23 protein-coding genes are annotated in these 18,957 nt (G+C 66.0%); 10 read left to right on the plus strand and 13 right to left on the minus strand.

Features of this window, described 5'->3' with window-relative positions; translation table 11 throughout:
- Positions 1-4: 4 nt before the first annotated feature.
- The 9 genes from AC069I_RS24405 to AC069I_RS24445 form a co-directional block, all read right to left on the minus strand.
- On the minus strand, positions 5-262 hold the full coding sequence (locus tag AC069I_RS24405; RefSeq protein ID WP_478229691.1) for an ATP synthase subunit c family protein: 258 nt from the start codon (positions 260-262) through the stop codon (positions 5-7).
- A gap of 62 nt (positions 263-324) precedes the next feature.
- Entirely contained in the window at positions 325-1,122 is a 798-nt protein-coding gene (atpB, locus tag AC069I_RS24410) for a F0F1 ATP synthase subunit A (protein ID WP_478229690.1), read from the minus strand.
- Between the two features lie 377 nt (positions 1,123-1,499).
- Positions 1,500-1,955 carry a hypothetical protein gene (locus tag AC069I_RS24415; protein WP_478229689.1) on the minus strand — a complete coding sequence of 152 codons (456 nt, stop codon included), beginning with the start codon at positions 1,953-1,955 and terminating at the stop codon, positions 1,500-1,502.
- Between the two features lie 57 nt (positions 1,956-2,012).
- Positions 2,013-3,164: a glycosyltransferase family 4 protein gene (locus AC069I_RS24420; protein WP_340683754.1), complete on the minus strand. Its 1,152-nt coding sequence runs from the start codon at positions 3,162-3,164 to the stop codon at positions 2,013-2,015.
- An 88-nt stretch (positions 3,165-3,252) separates the two neighbouring features.
- Positions 3,253-3,903, minus strand: coding sequence for an L-threonylcarbamoyladenylate synthase (locus tag AC069I_RS24425; RefSeq protein ID WP_478229688.1), 651 nt, complete (start codon positions 3,901-3,903; stop codon positions 3,253-3,255).
- 80 nt (positions 3,904-3,983) lie between these two features.
- On the minus strand, positions 3,984-5,969 hold the full coding sequence (locus AC069I_RS24430) for a M6 family metalloprotease domain-containing protein (RefSeq protein WP_478266463.1): 1,986 nt from the start codon (positions 5,967-5,969) through the stop codon (positions 3,984-3,986).
- A 178-nt stretch (positions 5,970-6,147) separates the two neighbouring features.
- A complete protein-coding gene (gene prmC / locus AC069I_RS24435) occupies positions 6,148-7,014 on the minus strand; it encodes a peptide chain release factor N(5)-glutamine methyltransferase (RefSeq protein ID WP_034308966.1) in 867 nt (288 codons plus the stop codon).
- A gap of 84 nt (positions 7,015-7,098) precedes the next feature.
- Positions 7,099-7,647, minus strand: a complete 549-nt coding sequence (locus AC069I_RS24440; RefSeq protein WP_478229686.1) for an HD domain-containing protein — start codon at positions 7,645-7,647, stop codon at positions 7,099-7,101.
- Positions 7,648-7,654: 7 nt separating this feature from the next.
- Positions 7,655-8,002, minus strand: a complete 348-nt coding sequence (locus AC069I_RS24445) for a MerR family transcriptional regulator (protein ID WP_478229685.1) — start codon at positions 8,000-8,002, stop codon at positions 7,655-7,657.
- Between the two features lie 59 nt (positions 8,003-8,061).
- Between AC069I_RS24445 and AC069I_RS24450 the strand changes: the two genes are divergently transcribed.
- From AC069I_RS24450 to AC069I_RS24470, 5 genes are all read left to right on the plus strand, one after another.
- Positions 8,062-8,829: an alpha/beta fold hydrolase gene (locus AC069I_RS24450; protein ID WP_478229684.1), complete on the plus strand. Its 768-nt coding sequence runs from the start codon at positions 8,062-8,064 to the stop codon at positions 8,827-8,829.
- A gap of 59 nt (positions 8,830-8,888) precedes the next feature.
- On the plus strand, positions 8,889-10,325 hold the full coding sequence (wsfD, locus tag AC069I_RS24455; RefSeq protein ID WP_478229683.1) for a glycan biosynthesis hexose transferase WsfD: 1,437 nt from the start codon (positions 8,889-8,891) through the stop codon (positions 10,323-10,325).
- Positions 10,326-10,429: 104 nt separating this feature from the next.
- Entirely contained in the window at positions 10,430-11,695 is a 1,266-nt protein-coding gene (locus AC069I_RS24460; RefSeq protein WP_478266464.1) for a mannosyltransferase family protein, read from the plus strand.
- Positions 11,696-11,805: 110 nt separating this feature from the next.
- Entirely contained in the window at positions 11,806-12,786 is a 981-nt protein-coding gene (locus AC069I_RS24465; RefSeq protein WP_478229681.1) for a glycosyltransferase family 2 protein, read from the plus strand.
- A complete protein-coding gene (locus AC069I_RS24470) occupies positions 12,783-13,211 on the plus strand; it encodes a GtrA family protein (RefSeq protein ID WP_478266465.1) in 429 nt (142 codons plus the stop codon). The genes AC069I_RS24465 and AC069I_RS24470 overlap by 4 nt, the downstream gene beginning before the upstream one ends.
- Before the next feature lie 19 nt (positions 13,212-13,230).
- On the opposite strand, the gene AC069I_RS24475 is transcribed toward AC069I_RS24470, so the two are convergent.
- Positions 13,231-13,824 carry a hypothetical protein gene (locus tag AC069I_RS24475; RefSeq protein WP_478266466.1) on the minus strand — a complete coding sequence of 198 codons (594 nt, stop codon included), beginning with the start codon at positions 13,822-13,824 and terminating at the stop codon, positions 13,231-13,233.
- Positions 13,825-13,919: 95 nt separating this feature from the next.
- Between AC069I_RS24475 and AC069I_RS24480 the strand changes: the two genes are divergently transcribed.
- The gene (locus AC069I_RS24480; protein WP_478266494.1) at positions 13,920-14,237 is read left to right on the plus strand and encodes a polymorphic toxin-type HINT domain-containing protein; all 318 of its coding nucleotides are present in this window, start codon (positions 13,920-13,922) and stop codon (positions 14,235-14,237) included.
- A 30-nt stretch (positions 14,238-14,267) separates the two neighbouring features.
- Entirely contained in the window at positions 14,268-14,516 is a 249-nt protein-coding gene (locus tag AC069I_RS24485) for a hypothetical protein (RefSeq protein WP_478266467.1), read from the plus strand.
- Positions 14,517-14,642: 126 nt separating this feature from the next.
- On the opposite strand, the gene AC069I_RS24490 is transcribed toward AC069I_RS24485, so the two are convergent.
- On the minus strand, positions 14,643-14,798 hold the full coding sequence (locus AC069I_RS24490; protein ID WP_478266468.1) for a hypothetical protein: 156 nt from the start codon (positions 14,796-14,798) through the stop codon (positions 14,643-14,645).
- Between the two features lie 319 nt (positions 14,799-15,117).
- Here AC069I_RS24490 and AC069I_RS24495 point away from each other — a divergent pair, with 319 nt between their 5' ends.
- Positions 15,118-15,855, plus strand: a complete 738-nt coding sequence (locus AC069I_RS24495) for a hypothetical protein (protein WP_478266469.1) — start codon at positions 15,118-15,120, stop codon at positions 15,853-15,855.
- Between the two features lie 7 nt (positions 15,856-15,862).
- Positions 15,863-16,777, plus strand: coding sequence for a hypothetical protein (locus AC069I_RS24500; protein WP_478266470.1), 915 nt, complete (start codon positions 15,863-15,865; stop codon positions 16,775-16,777).
- A gap of 10 nt (positions 16,778-16,787) precedes the next feature.
- Here AC069I_RS24500 and prfA read toward each other — a convergent pair whose 3' ends face one another.
- Complete coding sequence (gene prfA / locus AC069I_RS24505; RefSeq protein WP_478229674.1) at positions 16,788-17,858, minus strand: peptide chain release factor 1; 1,071 nt, start codon at positions 17,856-17,858, stop codon at positions 16,788-16,790.
- An 81-nt stretch (positions 17,859-17,939) separates the two neighbouring features.
- Positions 17,940-18,167, minus strand: a complete 228-nt coding sequence (gene rpmE / locus AC069I_RS24510) for a 50S ribosomal protein L31 (RefSeq protein ID WP_007028345.1) — start codon at positions 18,165-18,167, stop codon at positions 17,940-17,942.
- A gap of 222 nt (positions 18,168-18,389) precedes the next feature.
- Between rpmE and AC069I_RS24515 the strand changes: the two genes are divergently transcribed.
- The gene (locus tag AC069I_RS24515; protein WP_478231835.1) at positions 18,390-18,935 is read left to right on the plus strand and encodes a CHAP domain-containing protein; all 546 of its coding nucleotides are present in this window, start codon (positions 18,390-18,392) and stop codon (positions 18,933-18,935) included.
- The last annotated feature ends 22 nt before the right edge of the window (positions 18,936-18,957 follow it).

An 18,957-nucleotide genomic window follows, 5' to 3' on the forward strand; every position in this document is an offset into this window, starting at 1 on the left:
CAACTCAGCTGGTGGAGGCGAGGAAGTAGACGACGATACCGATCAGCGCGAGCACCTCGACCAGCACGAAGGTGGAGAAGGCGATGCTCTGCAGCTTGCCCTGCGCCTCCGGCTGACGGGCGGTGCCGTTGATGACCGCGGCGAAGATCAGACCGACGCCGAGGCCGGGCCCGAGGGTACCGAGACCGTAACCGATGGCGGCGAGGCCCGGGTTGATGCTGGTGGCGGCCTCGGCAGCCTGCGCAAGAACGATGTTGCTCACGTGCGTTTCCCTTCAAACTCGGTCCGCGCGACTCACGCGGATCGGGGGCTTTTGGTGTTCTCTCAGTGCTCCGACGCCAGTGCGGCGCCGATGTACCCTGCGGCCAGGAATGCGAAAATGTACGCCTGCAGGATCTGGATGAATGCCTCCAGGAACGTCATCGCGATGGCGAAGAGGAACCCGACCGGCGAAGCGAGTTTCACCAAACCTTCACCATCGGTCAGCAGGAAGCTGCCACCGAGGGCGAAGACCATGATGATGAGATGCCCGGCGAACATCGCCGCGAAGACCCGGATCGCCAAGGTGGCGGGGGCGATGAAGAACTTCTGCGCGAACTCGATGAGCGCGTACAGCGGCATGACGAACCACGGCACGCTCGGCGGCGCGAGTTCCTTCTTCAGATAACCACCGAGACCGTGGCGCTTGATACCCACGTAGTGGTACACCGGGTAAACGACAAGGAACGCGAGTGCGAGCGGGAAGCCGATCCGTGACATGGTCGGGAACTGAAAGAACGGGATGATCCCGAAGAAGTTGTTCACCAGTACGAAGGTGAACAGTCCCAGAATCAGCGGAATGAACGGCTTGAAGTCCTTCGAGCCGATCTGGTCCCGCGCGATGTTGTTACGGCCGAAGCCGTAAATCGACTCGGCCAGGAACTGTCCCTTGCCAGGGACGACCTTCAGCTTGCGCGAGGCAAGCAGGAAAAAAGTGGCGATGATGACCACGGACATGATCACCAGCAACATCGGCTTGGTGAAGCTCAGCCAATAGCCGGAGCCGAACAACGGCGGCAGGTTGAAGTCCGCGATGCCTGGCGGCTTGAACTCCGCACCCTCGGCTAGTACCAGCGCGCCCACTGGGCTCCTTCCGGTTCTCCCGGCCGGCGTTCACTCCGCCGGGGGAATCGTCACGATCTGGACTTAACGTACCCGACACGTATCGGGCCGTCGGAGGCGGCCACCCCACGATGTGCTGAACATGGGATCACGTTCCGCGCACGAGGATTCTCGCTGCAATACTCCCGGAGGACAGACGCCTGACAGCGGCATGAGGGGACGATTCAACTCCGTCGCCACACTGCTGTTCGGGGTTCGTCATCGGGAGCAGGCAGCCGAGGCCGCCGCCCACACGCGGACCATATCAGCCGCTTCCCACGCACCGTACAGGCGTACTACTTTGCCCTGATCGGTCGAGGACCTAGGTCCCGTCCCAGGTCAGGACCTTCGTCCCGGATTCAGCGGGAAGCAGGGATGATCGTCGGGATCTTGACCTTGCGGAACGCCGCGAACTCCACGCCCGCGGCCAGGAGGATGCCCACGATCATGGTGATTCCCAGCGACATGGGATGCACGGCGGAGACGCCGCGGAGCAGGGAAAGCGCCCCGAAAAGGAGGAGGACCTTGGCGATGTACCCACTGAGAGTGATCGCCAGCACGAACATCGGGTCCAAGCCGGCGCAGAAGCGCATCATTCCCAGCGTCGCCAGGGCGGACGCGATGGCGAGCACGCCACCGATGACCGAACCCACGAGCCCGGGCAGTCCATTGAGGATGGTGAACACCACGACGCACACGAGAACCGCGGGCGGGGTGATGCGCAGGGAAGCCTTCGTCATCGCGTTGGCCGCCTGCAGGACCACCTTGGCGTGGGGGTTCTCCTCCGCCTCGACGGTCTTCTCGGTCTCGCTCACAGAAAACTCCCTGGTCGTCTCAGCCCGCCAGTGTAGGCCCGTGCCGGTGTGTGCGGTTCAGGCGGTCCGGTTCCGGGACCGCAGCCGGGGCACGATCGACACCAGGGTCGCCAGCAGGAAGCCGAAGCCGACGATCCAGAAGACCGCGGCACTGTCGAACAGCGTGACCGAAACCGCGCCGAACGCGAGCAGGCCCGCCCACAAGTAGATGAGCAGCACCGCGCGGCGCTGGGAGTGGCCGATCTCCAGCAGGCGGTGGTGCAGGTGCATCTTGTCCGCGGCGAACGGGCTCTCGCCGCGACGGGTGCGGCGGATGACCGCCATGATCAGGTCGAGCATCGGCACGAACAGCACCGCGGCGACCACGACAAGCGGCGAAAGCAACGCGAGTGCGTCCTTTCCGCTGAACTGCGGGTACGGCACGCGGCCCGACGCGGACGTCGTCGCGCCCGCCAGCATGAGGCCGATCATCATCGAACCCGAGTCGCCCATGAAGATCTTCGCGGGCTGGAAGTTGTACGGCAGGAAGCCGAGACAGGCCCCGGCGAGCGTGGCGGCGATGAGGGCGGGCGGGTACGCGCCGACGTCGCCACCCGAGGAGTCGAGCAGGCCGAGAGAGAAGGAACAGGTCGCCGCGGCGGCGATGAAGCCGAGGCCGCCGGCGAGCCCGTCGAGGCCGTCGACGAAGTTCATCGCGTTGACCATGACCACCACCAGCACGACGGTCAGCAGCGCGCCCTGGTTCTTGTCCAGCACCAGCACCTGGCCGAAGGACTCGCCACCGCCGCCCCACGGCACCCAGAACGACACCCACTGCACACCGAAGATCACCAGGATCCCGGCGCACATGACCTGGCCGGCCAGTTTCGTCCAGGCGTCCAGCTCGAACCGGTCGTCGAGGGCGCCGATCAGGGAGATCACCCCGGCGGCGAGCAGGACGCCCAGCGAATCGAAGGAGAAGTCGAAACCGCGGCTCAGCGCGGGCAGCTGGTGCGCGAGCCCCATCGCGGCGGCGACGCCGAGGAAGATCCCGATACCGCCCATCCGCGGGATCGGGGTGACGTGGACGTCGCGGGCCCGCGGGTTGGCGATCGCGCCGATCCGGATGGCGACCCGGCGCACGACGCCGGTGAGCAGGAAGGTCACGGCCGCCGCGGTGAGGGCGACGAGGATGTACTCCCGGATCGGGAGGCCTTGCGTAGGAGGCATGATGCGTTACGCCGCCGAGGTCCAAGTCACTCGAACACGCTACCGCGTGAGGGGGATACGCCCGGACACGGTACTGACACCCGGTGAATCAGGCGAGTGACTCCGCGGGCACTCCCAGTACTTCCGCGACGGCGGCCCGGCTGACCGCGCCCTCCCGCAGGATGACCGGGTCGTCGCCGGTGAGATCGACCATCGTGGACGGAACGGGCTCTCCGGTGGAGCCGCCGTCGAGGTACACCGCGACGCTGTCGCCGAGCTGATCGACGGCCTCCTGCGCGGTGGAGGCGGGCGGCTGTCCGGAGACGTTGGCGCTCGAGACCGCCATCGGGCCGACGTCACGCAGCAGTTCCAGCGCGACCGGGTGCAGCGGCATCCGCAGCATCACCGTTCCGCGTGACTGGCCGAGATCCCACTGCAGGCTCGGCGCGTGCGGCAGGACGATGGAGAGGTCGCCGGGCCAGAAGGCCTCGATGAGCGCGCGGGCCTGCGGCGGCGTGCCGAGCACGAGCCCGTCCACAGTGGACCAGGAGCCGACCAGGACGCCGACCGGCATGTCCGGCCCGCGGTTCTTGGCCCGGAGGAGGGACTGGACGGCGCCGCTGTCGAAGGCGTCCGCGCCGATGCCGTAGACCGTGTCCGTCGGGAGGACGACGAGACGGCTGGACCGCACGGCGCTCGCCGCCGCGGCGAGCCCGTCGGCCCGGGATTCATGCTTGCTGCAGTCGTACACCGCGCTCATGGCCTGTGAGCGTAGCCCTGCGGCCTCGTGAGTGGTAAGGACGGTTAGAACCGTCCTTACCACTCACGAGCCGTGCTGGGTCAGAAGGCGAAAGCGGTGCAGAACGACGTCGCCGTCTTCGCCGGATCCGCGATCGACGTCGCGGTCAGCTTGATATGCGCGACGTGGTCACCGCCCGCGGCCCGTTTGGCGTGCGCCGTCGCCGAAGACCGCCCGCCGAACGGGACGGTCGACAGCTCGTTCGGCAGCCGTACCTCCCAGCCCTTCGCGTTGGTGGACGCGCTCAGCCGGTAGGTGTCGGTGTCGAACGGCGCCGCCGCGCCCTTCGCGTCCCCGGTGTTGAACACCGGGAACGAGCAGCTCGCGAGGCCCTGCTTGGCGAACGCCGGGGCCGATGGCCACAGCGAAACACCCCTGGCCCGAGAGCCGGCGCCGTCGAGCGAAGCCACCGTGACGACGTAGGACAGCACGCCCTTGCGGTCGCGCTCGACGTCCGAGACGAGGAACTTCAGCCTGTTCGCCTCGTCGGTGTACTCGTACTTGCTCGCGGAACCGGTGCCCGCCTTGAACGCCGCGTCGTTGAGCTGGCGGTAGTCGCCGATCGTGATCGGCACCGCGGTGCCGTCCGGTTTCTTGTAGTCGGTCATGCCGATGTCGGCCGGATTCGCGTCGACGATCCATTCGAACGGCGCGTTGTCCTGGTTCTTGGTCTTCGCGATGATGACCCCGGAATCGGGGGCGAAGGAATCGCTGCCCATCCGGTCGACGACCTCGACGGTGTAATTGTTGTATCCACCGCCGTCACAGAACGGATCCTTGGACCGGTCGCATTTCGGCGAAAGGTCCCCGCCGGTCAGCGCGATGTTGATGCCGCTGTAGGCACCCTGCCCGGGAAGAACCGAACGCGCCGTGATCCTCGCCGAAACCGGGCCGGTCTCGGCGAGCTGGTTCCGGTCGAGTTTCAGCACGTCCTCGGGGTCGATGATGTCGAGCTTCATCTTGGTGCGCAGCATGTGATGCGAGCCCATCGAGCCACCCTGCGTCGCCGGGATCTGCCAGCGCGTGTGCGGTCCGCCCGGGCCGTTGAAGCTGCCGCGCGACATCATCTCCCACGGACCGGTGTAGGTCCTGGACGGCGGGGTGCCGAACGGGTTGTTGTAATTGTCGCCGATACCGAGAATGTGGCTCAATTCGTGCGCGTAGACCGCCTGACCCGAGCTTTCGGCCTGGGTCGAGGAACCGGTGACCGCGTTCGGCCAGATACTCGCCGCCGATTTCCACGACGTCCACGGAACGTACCGGGTGGACGCGGCGTTCGGCATTCCCGCGACACCGGGGCCGAATTCGTCGGGCACGTTCCCCGGCTCGCCGAACTTCATCACGCCGAATTCCTGCCAGGTCGCGCTCTCGTCCTGGCCCGCGGAAAGGTAGAAGATGAAGTCGAACTGCTTGGCGACGTCACCCACGTCCGCCCGCCAGGCCGCCCCCGCGTCGGCGCGCAGGTCACGCTTGCAGTTCGCGTCCGGCGGACAGGCGTCGGGCTGGAACTCCATGCCGTATTCGAAGGACTTGCCGGGCAGGCGGTACGGCCCGAACGCGGTCAGTTCGACCCCCATCCTGCCGCCGGAGTCCTCCATCCAGTACTCGTTGATGGTGTGGCCGCGGTTGATCGCCTGCGGCTTGTTGAGGAAGTCCTGGTAGAACTTCGCGACGTCCGCGCGCGGGATGTTGCTCGCGGCGGGGCCGGGGTTGCCGAACACCGTCGAATGCGTCGGCTGCGTGACGGCGAACTCCTGGTCCGGGTAGTCCGCGAGCACCACGGCGCCCTTGAACGTCCGCTTCGTCGGCTTCAGCGCGGGGTCGGCCCAGTTGGTGCCGGGCGGCTTGCGGTAGTCGTCCCACGTCATGTGGTCCTGGTTCTCCCAGGTCGACCCGTCGATCGGGGCGGGCCAGCCTTTCACCGGCACCGCGGAGGACGCGGGTTGGGCGACCAGACCCGGCAGCAGCGCGACGGTGGCGAGGACGGCGAGTGTTCTGAGTGGGGCTCGTCGGAGAGACGATCGCATCGGGGTACACCTCCCAGTCGGACCGCCGATGAGGCGGCCGTGCTCGACGTTAAGAGGTGGCCTTTGCCGTGGGCACCGCCGGAAGTCGTGAGTCTCGCTAACTATCCCCCGCGTTCAGTCCTCTGGATGCGGTCCTTGCGCGTGCAAGTACCGCATTCAGAGGGCTAAATGCAGGGGGTCAGGAGACGCGCAGGGCGGTGACGAACCGCGGCCGTCCGGCGAGATCGAGGTGCCCCTGGACATCGGTGAGCACCCGTCGTGCCCGCACGAGCGCCGGGACGGCGGAGCCGTGCGTGTCGTCGTGCTCGATCGCCATCCCGCCGGTGGGCCGCAGCAGGCGCGCGGCCGCGGCGATCGCGTGCCGGATCACCGCCAGCCCGCTCTCCTCCGCGAACACCGCCCGCGGCGGGTCGTGCTCCGCGACCTCCGTCGGCACAGGCGTGCCTTCGGGGACGTACGGCGGGTTGCACAGGACCAGGTCGACGAGCCCGTCGAGTTCGGCGAACATCGTGCTGTCCGCGACGTCGCCGGAGTACAGGCGGATGGGCGTGTCCCCCGCGTCGGCGTGGACGTCCGCGTTGTGCCGGGCCCACGCGAGCGCCTGCGCGTCGATGTCGACCGCGTAGACGACGGCGTCCGGCCGCGCGTGCTGCACGGCCAGCGCCAGCGCGCCCGACCCCGTGCACAGGTCGACCACCACCGGGTACTCGCGCCCGTGCAGCAGTTTGAGGCCCCATTCCAGGAGCAGTTCGGTCTCCGGGCGCGGGACGAACACCCCGGCGCCGACGTTGACCGTGATGTCGCCGAGCGCGGCCCAGCCGGTGAGGTACTGCAGCGGGATCCGTTTGGCCCGCTGGTTCACGAGCTGGCCGATCGCGTCGATGACGGGCGGGTCCACCAGCGGCACCATCGGCAGGCGGCCGCGTTCGACGCCGAGGACATGGGAGGCGATCAGTTCCGCGTCCGAACGCGGTGACGCCACACCGGCCTCGGTGAGGATGCGGGTCGCTTCCATGATGGCGAGGCGCAACGGCTGCCGGTTCACTGGTGTTCCTTCACAGAGTCAAGCCTGACACACGAGGCACGCGTGCCGGGGTCGATACACGCGGGCCCAGGGTATCGATTCCTTTCACCTCACCCGCCACGAGAGCGACGACAACGTCAGTGCCGCTTCGGCCACACGCCGCGCCAGGTCGGTCTGAAGGCTCTTCGTCGCCGAAGCGATCCACTCGTCCACGTTCCGTACACCGACATCGCGGTATTCGACGGCTTGAAGCAACATCTCCAGCTTGTCCGCGTCACGCGCGTAGAGTGCTTCCGGACTCTCAGCGGACTCGTACTCGTCGACGGCGTCGCGCACCGAGTCACGCGCTGCACCGGGAAGCGACGACGTCTGCGCGGCGGTGATCGCGCGCGGATCCGGCTTCTCGACGAAACCCTTGATCGTGTGCGGAAGGTCGCCGGTCCGCGTCTCCTGCGTGTCGTGCCAGAGCGCGAGATACGCCGCCTTCGCCGGGTCGGCACCGCCCTCCGCCGCGAGCAGACCGGCCAGCTGCGCGACCCGGGCGGTGTGCTCGGCGACCGATTCGGGATCGCGGACCCCCGCCTGCCACCACCCGGCCCGCCGGATCCGCTTGAGCACACCCAGTTCGAACCCGAATCTGGCCAGGGCCTCCACAGTTCTCCTACGCGTCGAGAGTGAGATATCCGACCAGTGTCCCGCGCCGCCGGCGGAGGGTGTCGATGCGGTCGTCCATTTCGGCCAGTTCGCGCCGGATCTCCCCGACGACCGTGGGGCACAGATCGAGTTCCGGCAGTTCGCCGTTCGCGCACGGCAGCACCTTCGCGATGACCTGCGTGCTCAGCCCGGCCGCGAGGAGCGCGCGGATCTGCCGCACGGTGGTGACCGCGTCTTCGTCGAAGCTGCGATAGCAGTTGGAGTCGCGCCGCGAGACCAGCAGCCCCTGCTCCTCGTAGTAGCGCAGCAGCCGCTGGCTCACGCCGGTCCGCCGGGACAGCTCGCCGATCAGCATGTGACCCCCGTCATCCGAGTTTGACCTTCACATCGATGTCAGTACCTAACGTCGCCAGCATGACGAATCATTTCGCGCGCGTCGTCCGCGGTTCCGGTCCCGGCCTGCTGCTCGCCCACGGCAGTGGCGGCAGCGTCGAGGGCAACTTCGGGAGCATCCTCGACGACCTCGCCCGCACGCACACCGTCGTCGGCCCCGACTACCCCGGCTCCGGGGCCACGCCGCGCAGCACCGAACCGCTGGACCTCGACGCCGTCGCGGACGAGCTGGTCTCCATCACCGTCGAGGCCGGCCTCGAACGCTTCGCGATCCTCGGCTACTCGCTCGGCACCGGCGTCGCCGTCCGCGCCGCGACCCGGCACCCCGATCGGGTCACCGGGCTCATCCTGACCGCCGGGTTCACGAAACCGGACAACCGGCTCCTGCTGGCCGTCGACATCTGGCGCGAGCTGCTGACCGGCGACCGGAAGCTGCTCGCGAAGTTCCTCACTTTCGCCGCCACCGGCGAGAAGCAGCTGAACGCGCTGACCCCCTCGGAGCTCGAAGCCACCATCGAAGGACTCGCCGGATTCATCCCGGAGGGCAGCCCCGAACACGCGGCCCTGGTCGCGAACGTCGACACCCGCGCCGAACTGGCCGGGATCTCGGTCCCCACCCTCGTCATCGCCACGACACTGGACGGCCTCGTCCCGCCGGTCCACTCCCGCGAACTCGCGGCCGGGATCCCCGACGCCGAATTGGTCGAGATCGAGGCCGGGCACGGTATCGGCACCGAGGCCCGCGACGAATGGCTCGGCGTGATCCAGAAGTTCCTCGACCAGGCATAGTTCTCGTATACAGAGGGTGCCGAGTCGATCACTGTGCCGGATATTCTATGGTGGCCCGGATGAGGTATCGGGAGATCGGTCTGCCCTTAGGCGTGTTTTCCGCCGCGCTAGGCGTGCTGCTCGTCCGTTTCCTTGTTCCGCGCCCGATCGGCATGGCGGACAACGGTGACGGCTGGCGCATCCTGTGCCGGCTCGGCGCCCGCGAGCTCGACAGGCCTTCGGAAGACTTCGTCCGCTTCTCCTACGGCCCTGCCCCGGCCTGTAACAGCGAGTACATCTCCAGCCAGAGCTGGATCGACAAGATCGCCAGCGAACTCGGACAGCTGCTCGGCTCGTCGGCGATCCTGGACCTCCTGGTGCTGGGCGTGCTGGGCTGCCTGCTGGTCGCGGGCGGGATCGCCGCGATCGTGGCGGGCCTGCGCCTTTCGGCCCGGAACAGCGTCATCGCCACGGTCGCGCTACTGCTGGTCGTGGCGGACTCGGCCTTCTTCGGCTACTTCGCCTCGGTGCTGAGCGAGGGTGCCGCCTTCGTCGGGATGCTCCTGCTCGCCGGCGGGCTCCTGCTCATGCATCGCACCGGGCCGTGGCGCTACGCCGGCGCCGCGGTCACCGTGCTCGGCGCGATGATCGGGATCAACGCCAAGTCGCAGACGCTGCTGCTGATCCCGGTGTTCGCGCTCGCGCTCCTGTTCGTCCGGCCGGCGGGCAGCCGTGGCCTGGCCCGATGGGCCCTGCCGCTGGCCGTGCTCGCCGTTGTCGGCACGGGCACCGCACTGGTGCAGGGTGCGGGCGACTCCGCGAACGCGGAGTACCGCGAGGCCAACATGTATCACGTCGTGTTCAACGGGATCGTGGACGGGAAACACGACACCACCGGCGATCTCGCCGCGCTGGGTCTCCCGCCCGAGTTCGCCGAGTACGTCGGCACGGGCTGGTGGAGCGACAACGCGGCGTGGCACTCCCCTGAGTATCCGAAGTACCGCGACAAGATCAGCCGCCGCAACGTCGCCCAGTACTACCTCGAACACCCGGGCCGCGTGGTCCAGATGCTGCACCGCTCCGCGCAGGAGACGCTGACGGCCCGCGTGCCGAACCTCGGGAGCTTCGGCGAGCACGCCGGGCAGCCGCCGATGGCCAAGGAGTACCGGATCCCCGTCCTGTCCGGGATCACCGGCTGGATCGCGCCGCTGGGGTTGTTCGCCTTGCTGCCGATCTGGCTGCTCATCGGCTGGGCGGGGCTCCGCGCGTTCCGGAACCGCACCGGGCGCCGCGACGTGGGCATCGTGGTGCTCATGTTCCTGCTGTTCGCGATGGGACAGTTCCTGCTCTCCGGCCTCGCGGAAGGCATCGAGAACATCAAGCACCAGCAGCTGACGATCTTCCCGACCTTGCTCGCCGCCGCCTTCGCCGCGCTTTCGTTCCTTCCGCGGCGAAACAACGAATCGGACCTCGAAAAACCGTCCGAGACCAGGGAAACAGCGACCGCGCTCTCCTGAATCCGCGGTATTCGGACAAGTCCGGCGGGCCGATTCTGTTCCGGTCACCGGGGCATCGGCACCCCGCTCAGGCCATGCCGTGCCGCCCCTGTAGGAATTCAGTCATGACCGACATGATCACGGCGGGCCCCACCAAGGTTCCCGCGGACGCGAGCGAGCGAAGATCCGGCCGCGAGCGAGTGCTCGGCCGGCTGGCCGGGGACTACGGCAAGGTCCTCTTGGTCGTCCTCGCCTGGAACGTCGCACTGACCGCGGTGGCGTGGCTGTTCGGCCCCTCCACTCCGTCGAGCGAGGGTATTCCCAAGACCGGTATCGGCTCGACGCTGAGCCTGCTGTCCCACACCTACCGCTGGGACGCGGGAAACTACGGCGAGATCGCCGAACACGCGTACACCGGCGACTTCATCCCGGTGCGGGCCTTCTACCCGGTGTTCCCGATCTGCGTGTGGCTGGTCAAGACCCTCAGTTTCGGCACTCTCGGCCTGCTCACGGCCGGGTTCATCGTCAACCTGATCGCGACCTGGCTGGCAGGCGTCGCCCTGCTCAAGATCGCCCGGTTCTTCCTCACCGCGACTCGCTCGCACTGGCTGGTCGTCGGCGCGTTCCTGACCGCGCCCGCCGCCTTCTTCCTGCACTCGTTCTACAGCGAGGCGGTGTTCTGCGCACTCGGCTTCTGGGCGTATCTGTTCGCGTTACGGCGCCAATGGCTGTGGATGGGACTGTGCCTGATCCCGCTCACCGCGTCGCGGATCACGGCCGCGGTGTTCATCGGGCTGTGCTTCCTCGAGTTCTGGCGTTCCGCCGGCTGGAAGCCGCGCGGCCTGCTGTCCTGGCCGATCCTCTGGTTCCCGGTCGCGTATGTCGGCCTCGGCGCGCACATGCTGTACATGAAGCTCGAGACCGGCAGCGCGACCGCCAGTTTCACCGCGCTCGAAAGCGCCAGCACCTGGTCGTACCACAAGTTCAACCCGAACATCCTCAGCACGACGTTGACGGAACTGAAGATCACCGCGAGCGCGCTCACCGGCGGCAGCCCGATGACCGGGTGGACGCTGATGAGCCACGTACTGCCGACGATCGGCCTGGTCCTGCTCGTGGCCTCGTCGATCTACTTCTTCGTCGCGCTGCGGTCGAAAGGCCTGCCGCTCGCGCTGTTCGGGATCGCCTCCTTCGTGATGCTGACGCTGAACAGCAACGTCGTCTCGGTGCACCGTTATCTCCTTCCGTGTCTGGTCATGTACTTGGCGTTGGTCCATTTGGCCGAATGGCGACCGAAACTGCGCGGTGTGATTTACGCGACGCTGTACCTGAATTCGCTGATCTGTACCGCGATCTTCATCCGGTTCGCGACAGGTCACTGGGCAGGCTGAGAAACCGGCAGGGTCCCGGAAAAGCCTTTCAGCGATCTTCTAGAATCACTCCGCTCAGGCCGTGAGAGTCACTCACCGCCTTCTCTTGAAAACCGCACAGGGGGTATCCAGTGCCCGCGGACCACGACAGACGCCGGATCGCGTTCATCTTTCCCATCTACAACGAGGAAGAGAACATCGAACTCCTCCACCGCACGGTGGACGAGACGATCGCGCCGCTCGTCGACAAGTACGACTTCAGCTTCGTCTACGTCGACGACGGCAGCCGCGATCGGTCGATGGACCTGCTCACCGCGCTGAGCAGGCGCGACGCCCGCGTCACCGTGATCGAACTTTCCCGCAACTTCGGCCACCAGATGGCGGTCACCGCCGGGCTCGACCTGGTGGACGCGGACGCCGCGATCATCATGGACAGCGACATGCAGGACCCGCCGAGGGTTGCGCTGGAATTGATCGCCAAATGGGAAGAAGGCTTCGACGTCGTCTATGCGCAGCGTCGTTCGCGCCAGGACTCGGCGTTCAAGAAGCTCACCGCCGGCGCCTTCTACTGGTTCCTCCGGAAGATGGCGTCCGTCGAGATCCCCCGTAACACCGGCGACTTCCGGCTGATCGACCGCAAGGTCGTCGACGAACTGCGCAAATACCGCGAACAGGACCGGTTCCTGCGCGGGCTGATCAGCTACATCGGCTTCAAGCAGACAGCCGTCCTGTTCGACCGCGACAAGCGGCACGCCGGGGTGACCGGCTATCCCCTGCGCAAGATGCTCCGCTTCGCCGCGGACGGCATCCTCGGCTTCTCCGTCGCGCCGCTGCGGATGATCACCCGGCTCGGCTACCTGATCTCGCTGCTCAGCTTCCTCGGCATCCTGTACGTGCTCGGAGTCAAGCTTTTCGCGCCGACGACCGCCGTCCCGGGCTGGGCCTTCATCACCGCCGCGATGTTCTTCCTCGGCGGTATCCAGATCATCATGCTCGGGGTACTCGGCAGCTACATCGGCCGGACCTACTCGCAGGTGCAGAACCGCCCGCTCTACGGCGTCGCGTCGGTCCGCTCCGGTTCACCCGTCGACGCCGGGCAAGTCGCCCGGTGAAGCCGATCAGCGGCACCCAAGTGCGCTTCGGTGTCGTCGGGGTGCTCAACACCGCCGTCGACGCGCTCGGCTACGCCCTGCTGGCGACGCTCGGGGTCCCGATGTTCGTCGCGAACTTCATCTCGACCACGGCGGGCATGCTCCTGAGTTTCACGCTCAACCGGAACTTCACTTTCCGCGCGAAGGACGGCGACATCCGCCGTCAGGCCGTTCTCTTCTTCGCCGTGACGGCCTTCGGCCTGTGGGTCGTGCACGCCGCGGTGATCTTCGGGGTCACCAAGCTCTTCCCCGGGATCAACGTGCTCATCCCGAAACTGGGCGCCATCGCGGTCGGCATGGTGTGGAACTACGTCCTGTACAAGAAGATCGTCTTCCGGCAGGCGGCAGCCGAACCCGCGGTGGTTCAGCCCGGTTCGCCGGGCTGAACCACCCATCGCTCGCCGGCTAGGGCTTTTCCGGTAGCGGTGTGCTCAGCTGCGACCTGGGTCGACTCCACAGTTCCCGCGTCGTCTCGCGCAGGAGCGCGATGAGGAGTACCAACTGAATCGCGGCGAGGATGCGGAAGTCGATGCCCTCAGCACCTCCCTTGGCCCAGAAGAGAAAGGGAACGTAGCTGAACAACGAGGTGAACTGGATCCCGAGCGGCAGGAACCAAAGTCGCCGGGGAAGGTGGAACGCGAGCAGCACGGTGAGGATGTCGGCGAGGTAGAAGTACCGGTCGTGCATCGACGGCAACACGAACGGGACGAGAATCGTCGACACGGCACCCAGCAACAGGATCCGGGTGTCGGTGAGCTCGGCGCGGCTGATGAGGACGAGAAGACAGCCGATCAAGACGAGGACACCGGCGAAGAGAACACCGGGCGTACGCATGGCTTCGAGGCCTTTTTCACCCCGGAAGAACTGCCAGATCGACGGTGCTCCCATGGTGAGCTGCGTCCAGACGTCGGTGGCGCTGACGTAGACGGTGAGCAGTTTCTCCGGAGCCGCACCGGCGAGGAAGGCCGGCATATCCAACAGCAGGTAGACAGCGGCCAAACCGGTCACCCAGTTGGTGAATGGGCAGGGCTTGAAACACCTGGTTGAGCTTCGACTCGACACCTCTGAAACCGGAGAAGTTCTTCGAACCACCGATGACCATCCGTTCTGGAACGAAGACAGCGATTCGTGGGTTTGCCGCGAAAGATCTTCGGCCGGGCTCACACCTCCGAAGCCCATCCGGAGCTTCGGAGCTGATCACCTCGGTTCGAACGTACGATGAATCAATCCAAGTATTCAATTTCACTGTCGCCGACCTGCACACCTACTACACGGCAATTGGGTCGACTTTCGTGCTGGTCCACAACACTGGCTGCACGGACATCGCCCTCGGGCGCGACCGCACAATAGATGGAGTTTCCTCGCTGGAACTGTTCGGCTGGGAGATAGGCGCTGCGACATACAATCACTGATCGAAATCCAAGCCATGGTTCCAGCACATCATGGAGGCCATCGACGATGGCATTACCAGAATTCATTTCAATCTTGACGGAATTCCCGACCCCGTAAAGTTCGCAAATGGCGGCGTCGGCCGGAATCCGCTCACCGACTATGGCCATCTGACGGCGTGGGAGCTCAACGAGATCAGGGAGGCATCTCACGCCTGGAACAGAGTCATCTTCTACTGCAAGGGTAAAATTGTGGTCAATCCGTTCAACGCCGGAGGTCAGCCGGTAACGCCATGCTACTGATCACAGGTAGAATGTCCGTTATCACACAATCAAAGGTGGTGGCCCATCCCCTCAAGCAAGCATTCAGCCGACCTGACGTGGTCCAGCGACCGCGGGTTCAGCTTGTCGCAATATACAGCAAGCCACTCACAGTTGTTCTTTCATGGCTACAGCGAAAGCATTGATGACGTAATCCAAGTCTTGTTCGATGGCGTCGAACGAATAGAAGCGAGCCGGCATTACATGCCACCGTTCGGCTTCTCCATCATCGACAAACACGGCGACTATCCCGAGATACTTCACTTTCCCCGCCTCTTGATCAAGTTGTCCGGCTCGAACTTCGATGGTTTCGTGGCCGCGTCGGGAATCCGCATCACCAGGAATTCACAAGAGGGCCAAGAACTTGAATTGATATTTGCCACATCGCAACGCGAACACAAACAACCTTCCCCTGAAACGAGCGGCTGATCAATTCTTACCGGGCACGTGGCGGCTCCACTCGGCCAGCCACGCGCCCGGTGGGCGGTCAACGGCGAACGTGGACGGCCCGATCCGACCGGCCTTTCTCCACACACGTAGACTGAGGCGCATCTGTTGTCGCCGAAGGGCTCACGCGATAGTCATGGATCTCCGGGAAACGACGGTCGTCACGCGGATATCCGCGAATATCGAGACCGAGGACTTCGCCGCGGCCGCCGCGCTGGGCGAACGTCTCATCGGCGAGTTCGAGGCCACCGAGCTGGAGATCTGCCGGGCGGACCCCGAAGGCGGTTGGACGGGGTATCTGGTCTCCGTCGGATATCGCACGCCTCCGGCCGACGGCGAAGATCCCACCGAAACACTGCATCGAGCCGCGGTACCCGCGCTTTTCCACTTCAGCCTGAATGCGCAATTCTTCGAAATTCACGGCACGCCAGAGACCGGACAATACGGAAGCTACGACGGCTACGACATCCGAGCGGACGGATTCACTCTCTATTCGCTGATGGCGTCCGTCGGCGGCACCGATCCACGTGAGCCCGCGTACGTCACCAGGCACGATTTCACCCCGCGCGCCGAAACCGATGTGATTTCGCGGGTGCATCTCTATGTCCCCACCGGTGACCTGCGGTCGGCCGTGGACCTGTGCGGTCGTCCCGCGGCCGACCTTTCGGCGTCGCTGGTCCGGATCAGCACGGACGCGGGTCCTTGCGAAGCGGTGTTGCTGTCGGCTTTCCCGGCTCTGGAAGGGGAAAGCGGCAAAGAAGCGCTCAGGCGAGTCGCGGACGAGGTGACCGGCAGACTGTCGCAGGTGAACATGTCCGTCCGGGCGGTCCATACCGCGCTGGAGGACGATCCGTTCTACACCGAGCCCGGCTAGGGACATCGTGAACCCACCAGATCTGAGAAGCGCCCTGGAGGCGTTGGACTTCGTGTTCGAGGCGTTCATCGAGGAGATCGGCGAAGAGCCGACACTCGGTGAATTCCTCGAAGTACTGAGCCTCTCGATTCAGCCTGACGAGGACGTCGTTCCCGGCTCACCCTTCCCTCTCCTGATGAAGGCGAAGAGGAAGAACGGCCGGTGGTACAAGGCCGAACCCTCGGACAGGATGGATTCCCTCAACGACAACACTTTCGCCGAGGCGGGCGCGTTCCTGGCACTTCTCGTGGATCGGCATACCGGCGGCGGCACCCGGACGATGTCGCCCGGGGATCTCGCGAACTGTGTCTTCGAGGTCCTACAGGCCGGCGAACGCGTCTTCGCCGATATCACGGCCGAGAACATCCAAGCGCTGACGTTGCCGAAAGCCAAGAAGAGTTTCCGGTCGAAGACCGGCGACGTCATCGCGATCCCCGCGCAGCCGCGGGGGCACCACTTGGCGGTGGTGATCGGCGACGACAGCACAGGCCTCGCCATCGGGCTGCTGGAAGGCGTCTTCCCTCAGCCGCAGGTCGGCGACGTCGGTGGCCATCGCGCTCGGCACATCCCGATCCACACGGGCCACCGGTTGATCAGGAACGGTACGTGGCCGATCCTCGGCAATCATCCGGCGCTGCTCGAACTCTTCCCCGATCCACCCGATCTCTACTGGAGCGCGGTGACCGCCTCTGGGGATCGCTTCGGCGAGTACGGTGGCGCGGGCCCCATAGAAGGACCTTTCCGTCTCATCGGTGAAGCCGAAGCAGCGGCCGTCGGCATCCTGGACGGAAGCTACCGGCACAGCTATCTGGAGGAATACCTCCAGGACCAGCTCGACGAGGGCCGTTTCGACAACGGGCCGGCACCGAGGTCGTGGCTCTGATCCCGTCGCCTCAGCCGGCGTGGGCCGCCAGCCGCTCTTCGCGGTCCGCGGTGATGAGCGCGTCCAGCACGCCGTCGAGATCGCCGTCGAGGACCTGGTCCAGGTTGTACGCCTTGTAGTTCACCCGGTGGTCGGCGATGCGGTTCTCGGCGAAGTTGTAGGTGCGGACCCGCTCGGAGCGGTCGACGGTGCGGACCTGCGAGCGGCGCGCGTCCGACGCCTTCGCGGCGGCTTCCTCCTCGGCGATCGCCTGGAGGCGGGCCTGCAGCACCTGCAGGGCGCGGGCGCGGTTCTGGATCTGCGACTTCTCGTTCTGGCACGAGACGACCACGCCGGTCGGGAGGTGGGTGATCCGCACCGCCGAGTCGGTCGTGTTCACGCTCTGGCCGCCGGGGCCGGACGAGCGGTAGACGTCGATCCGCAGGTCGTTCGGGTCGATCTCGACCTCGACGTCCTCGGGTTCGGGGTAGATGAGCACGCCGGACGCGGAAGTGTGGATGCGGCCCTGCGATTCGGTGGCGGGCACGCGCTGCACGCGGTGCACCCCGCCCTCGAACTTCAGGCGCGCCCAGACGCCGTCGGCCTCGGCGGAACGGCTCTTGATGGACACGGTGACGTCCTTGAAACCGCCGAGGTCCGAGTCGACCGAGTCGAGCACCTCGGCCTTCCAGCCGTGACGCTCGGCGTAGCGTAGGTACATACGCAGCAGGTCGCCGGCGAACAGCGCCGATTCCTCGCCGCCTTCACCCGACTTGATCTCCATGACCACGTCGGAGCCGTCGTACGGGTCGCGCGGCAGGAGCAGTTCGGTGAGCTTGGCTTCGAGCACGGGGATCTTGGCGGAGATCTCCTCGGCCTCGGCCGCGAAGGCCGAGTCTTCCGCCACCAGTTCCTTCGCCGTCTCGAGGTCTTCACGGGCGGTGTCGAGCTCGCGGACCGTCTTGACGACAGGGCTCAGCTCCGCGTACCGGCGGCCGAGCTTGCGAGCGCGCGCCTGGTCGGCGTGCACGGACGGGTCGGCCAGCTGCTCTTCCAGCTGGGCATGCTCTTCGAGCAGACCCTTCAGCGAACTCGAATCCACCACTCCACCTCTCAACGGACCCTGATAGAACCATGAAAAACGGCGCCTACCCGGACATGCGGGTAGGCGCCGTCGTTCAAGCTACTTGGCGTCTTCGGCCTTCTTGCGCTTGCCGTAGCGAGCCTCGAAGCGCGCGACGCGGCCGCCGGTGTCCATGAGCTTCTGCTTGCCGGTGTAGAACGGGTGGCAGTTCGAGCAGATCTCGACGTGGAGGTTGCCGGAGGTCTTGGTGCTGCGCGTGGTGAATTCGTTGCCACAGTCACAGTTCACGTGCGTGACCACGTACTCGGGGTGAATACCGCTTTTCATGGTGTCCTCTCTCGTTGGCCCCGGGTCCCCGTGCGGGGTGAACCGGTGCCGGACTTCAGCGGATGATTTTGCCAGATGTGCTGGCAGTGGCGTCAACGCACCCCACCCTCGGCATATTCCACTACGTTGAGTTATCAACTATCGACATCCAGTTGTACGAAATTTGTACTTGATCACGTGATGCTCCGCCTGTTGGTGATTCCTCAACAGGAGGTACTGATCATGCGCACCATCCTCGCCAAGGTGGCGAAGCCGGCCTCCGTCGCCGCGCTGGCCATCGCGGCCCTCGCAGTGGCTCCGGTCGCAGGAGCCGCTCCGGCCGCCCCCGAAACGGCCGCCACCATCACCGCCGCCGACATCAACCCGGCCGCCGGGACGTTCACCACCCTGTCCGACGGCGACCTGGCCATCCAGGGCGCCGGCGACGGCACGCCCGCCGGCGCCGTCCAGTGGTTCAAGAACCACATGGGCTCCACCGCGTACCAGGGCCTCTGTGAGAAGGCCGTCGAGAACGCGTACGGGACCACCGGCGTCTGGGCCTCGGCCAACGCGCACTGGAACGGCGCGAGCCCGAAGCACACGACCGGGACGCCGCCGAAGGGCTCCTTCGTGTACTGGAACATCAGCCAGTGGGGCCACGTCGGCATCGCCGACGGCTCTGGCGGGATCTACGCCTCCAGCATCGGCGGCAAGATCGGCCACGCGTCGAGCGTGCACTACTTCAACAACTACCGCGGCTGGACTCCCGCTGCGGTTCCGCACCGCTGAGCCATCGCTTGGACCGCCGTCC

Source organism: Amycolatopsis sp. NPDC043885, from assembly GCF_056435685.1.

Bases quoted from the DNA above. Each gene is read 5' to 3' on its own strand.
- AC069I_RS24450 (WP_478229684.1), top strand. From the start codon at position 8,062: ATGACGAATCATTTCGCGCGCGTCGTCCGCGGTTCCGGTCCCGGCCTG.
- AC069I_RS24430 (WP_478266463.1), bottom strand. From the start codon at position 5,969: ATGCGATCGTCTCTCCGACGAGCCCCACTCAGAACACTCGCCGTCCTC.
- AC069I_RS24425 (WP_478229688.1), bottom strand. From the start codon at position 3,903: ATGAGCGCGGTGTACGACTGCAGCAAGCATGAATCCCGGGCCGACGGG.
- AC069I_RS24485 (WP_478266467.1), top strand. From the start codon at position 14,268: ATGGAGGCCATCGACGATGGCATTACCAGAATTCATTTCAATCTTGAC.
- AC069I_RS24515 (WP_478231835.1), top strand. From the start codon at position 18,390: ATGCGCACCATCCTCGCCAAGGTGGCGAAGCCGGCCTCCGTCGCCGCG.
- AC069I_RS24480 (WP_478266494.1), top strand. From the start codon at position 13,920: ATGACCATCCGTTCTGGAACGAAGACAGCGATTCGTGGGTTTGCCGCG.
- AC069I_RS24445 (WP_478229685.1), bottom strand. From the start codon at position 8,002: ATGCTGATCGGCGAGCTGTCCCGGCGGACCGGCGTGAGCCAGCGGCTG.
- AC069I_RS24495 (WP_478266469.1), top strand. From the start codon at position 15,118: ATGGATCTCCGGGAAACGACGGTCGTCACGCGGATATCCGCGAATATC.
- rpmE (WP_007028345.1), bottom strand. From the start codon at position 18,167: ATGAAAAGCGGTATTCACCCCGAGTACGTGGTCACGCACGTGAACTGT.
- AC069I_RS24460 (WP_478266464.1), top strand. From the start codon at position 10,430: ATGACCGACATGATCACGGCGGGCCCCACCAAGGTTCCCGCGGACGCG.
- AC069I_RS24420 (WP_340683754.1), bottom strand. From the start codon at position 3,164: ATGCCTCCTACGCAAGGCCTCCCGATCCGGGAGTACATCCTCGTCGCC.
- wsfD (WP_478229683.1), top strand. From the start codon at position 8,889: ATGAGGTATCGGGAGATCGGTCTGCCCTTAGGCGTGTTTTCCGCCGCG.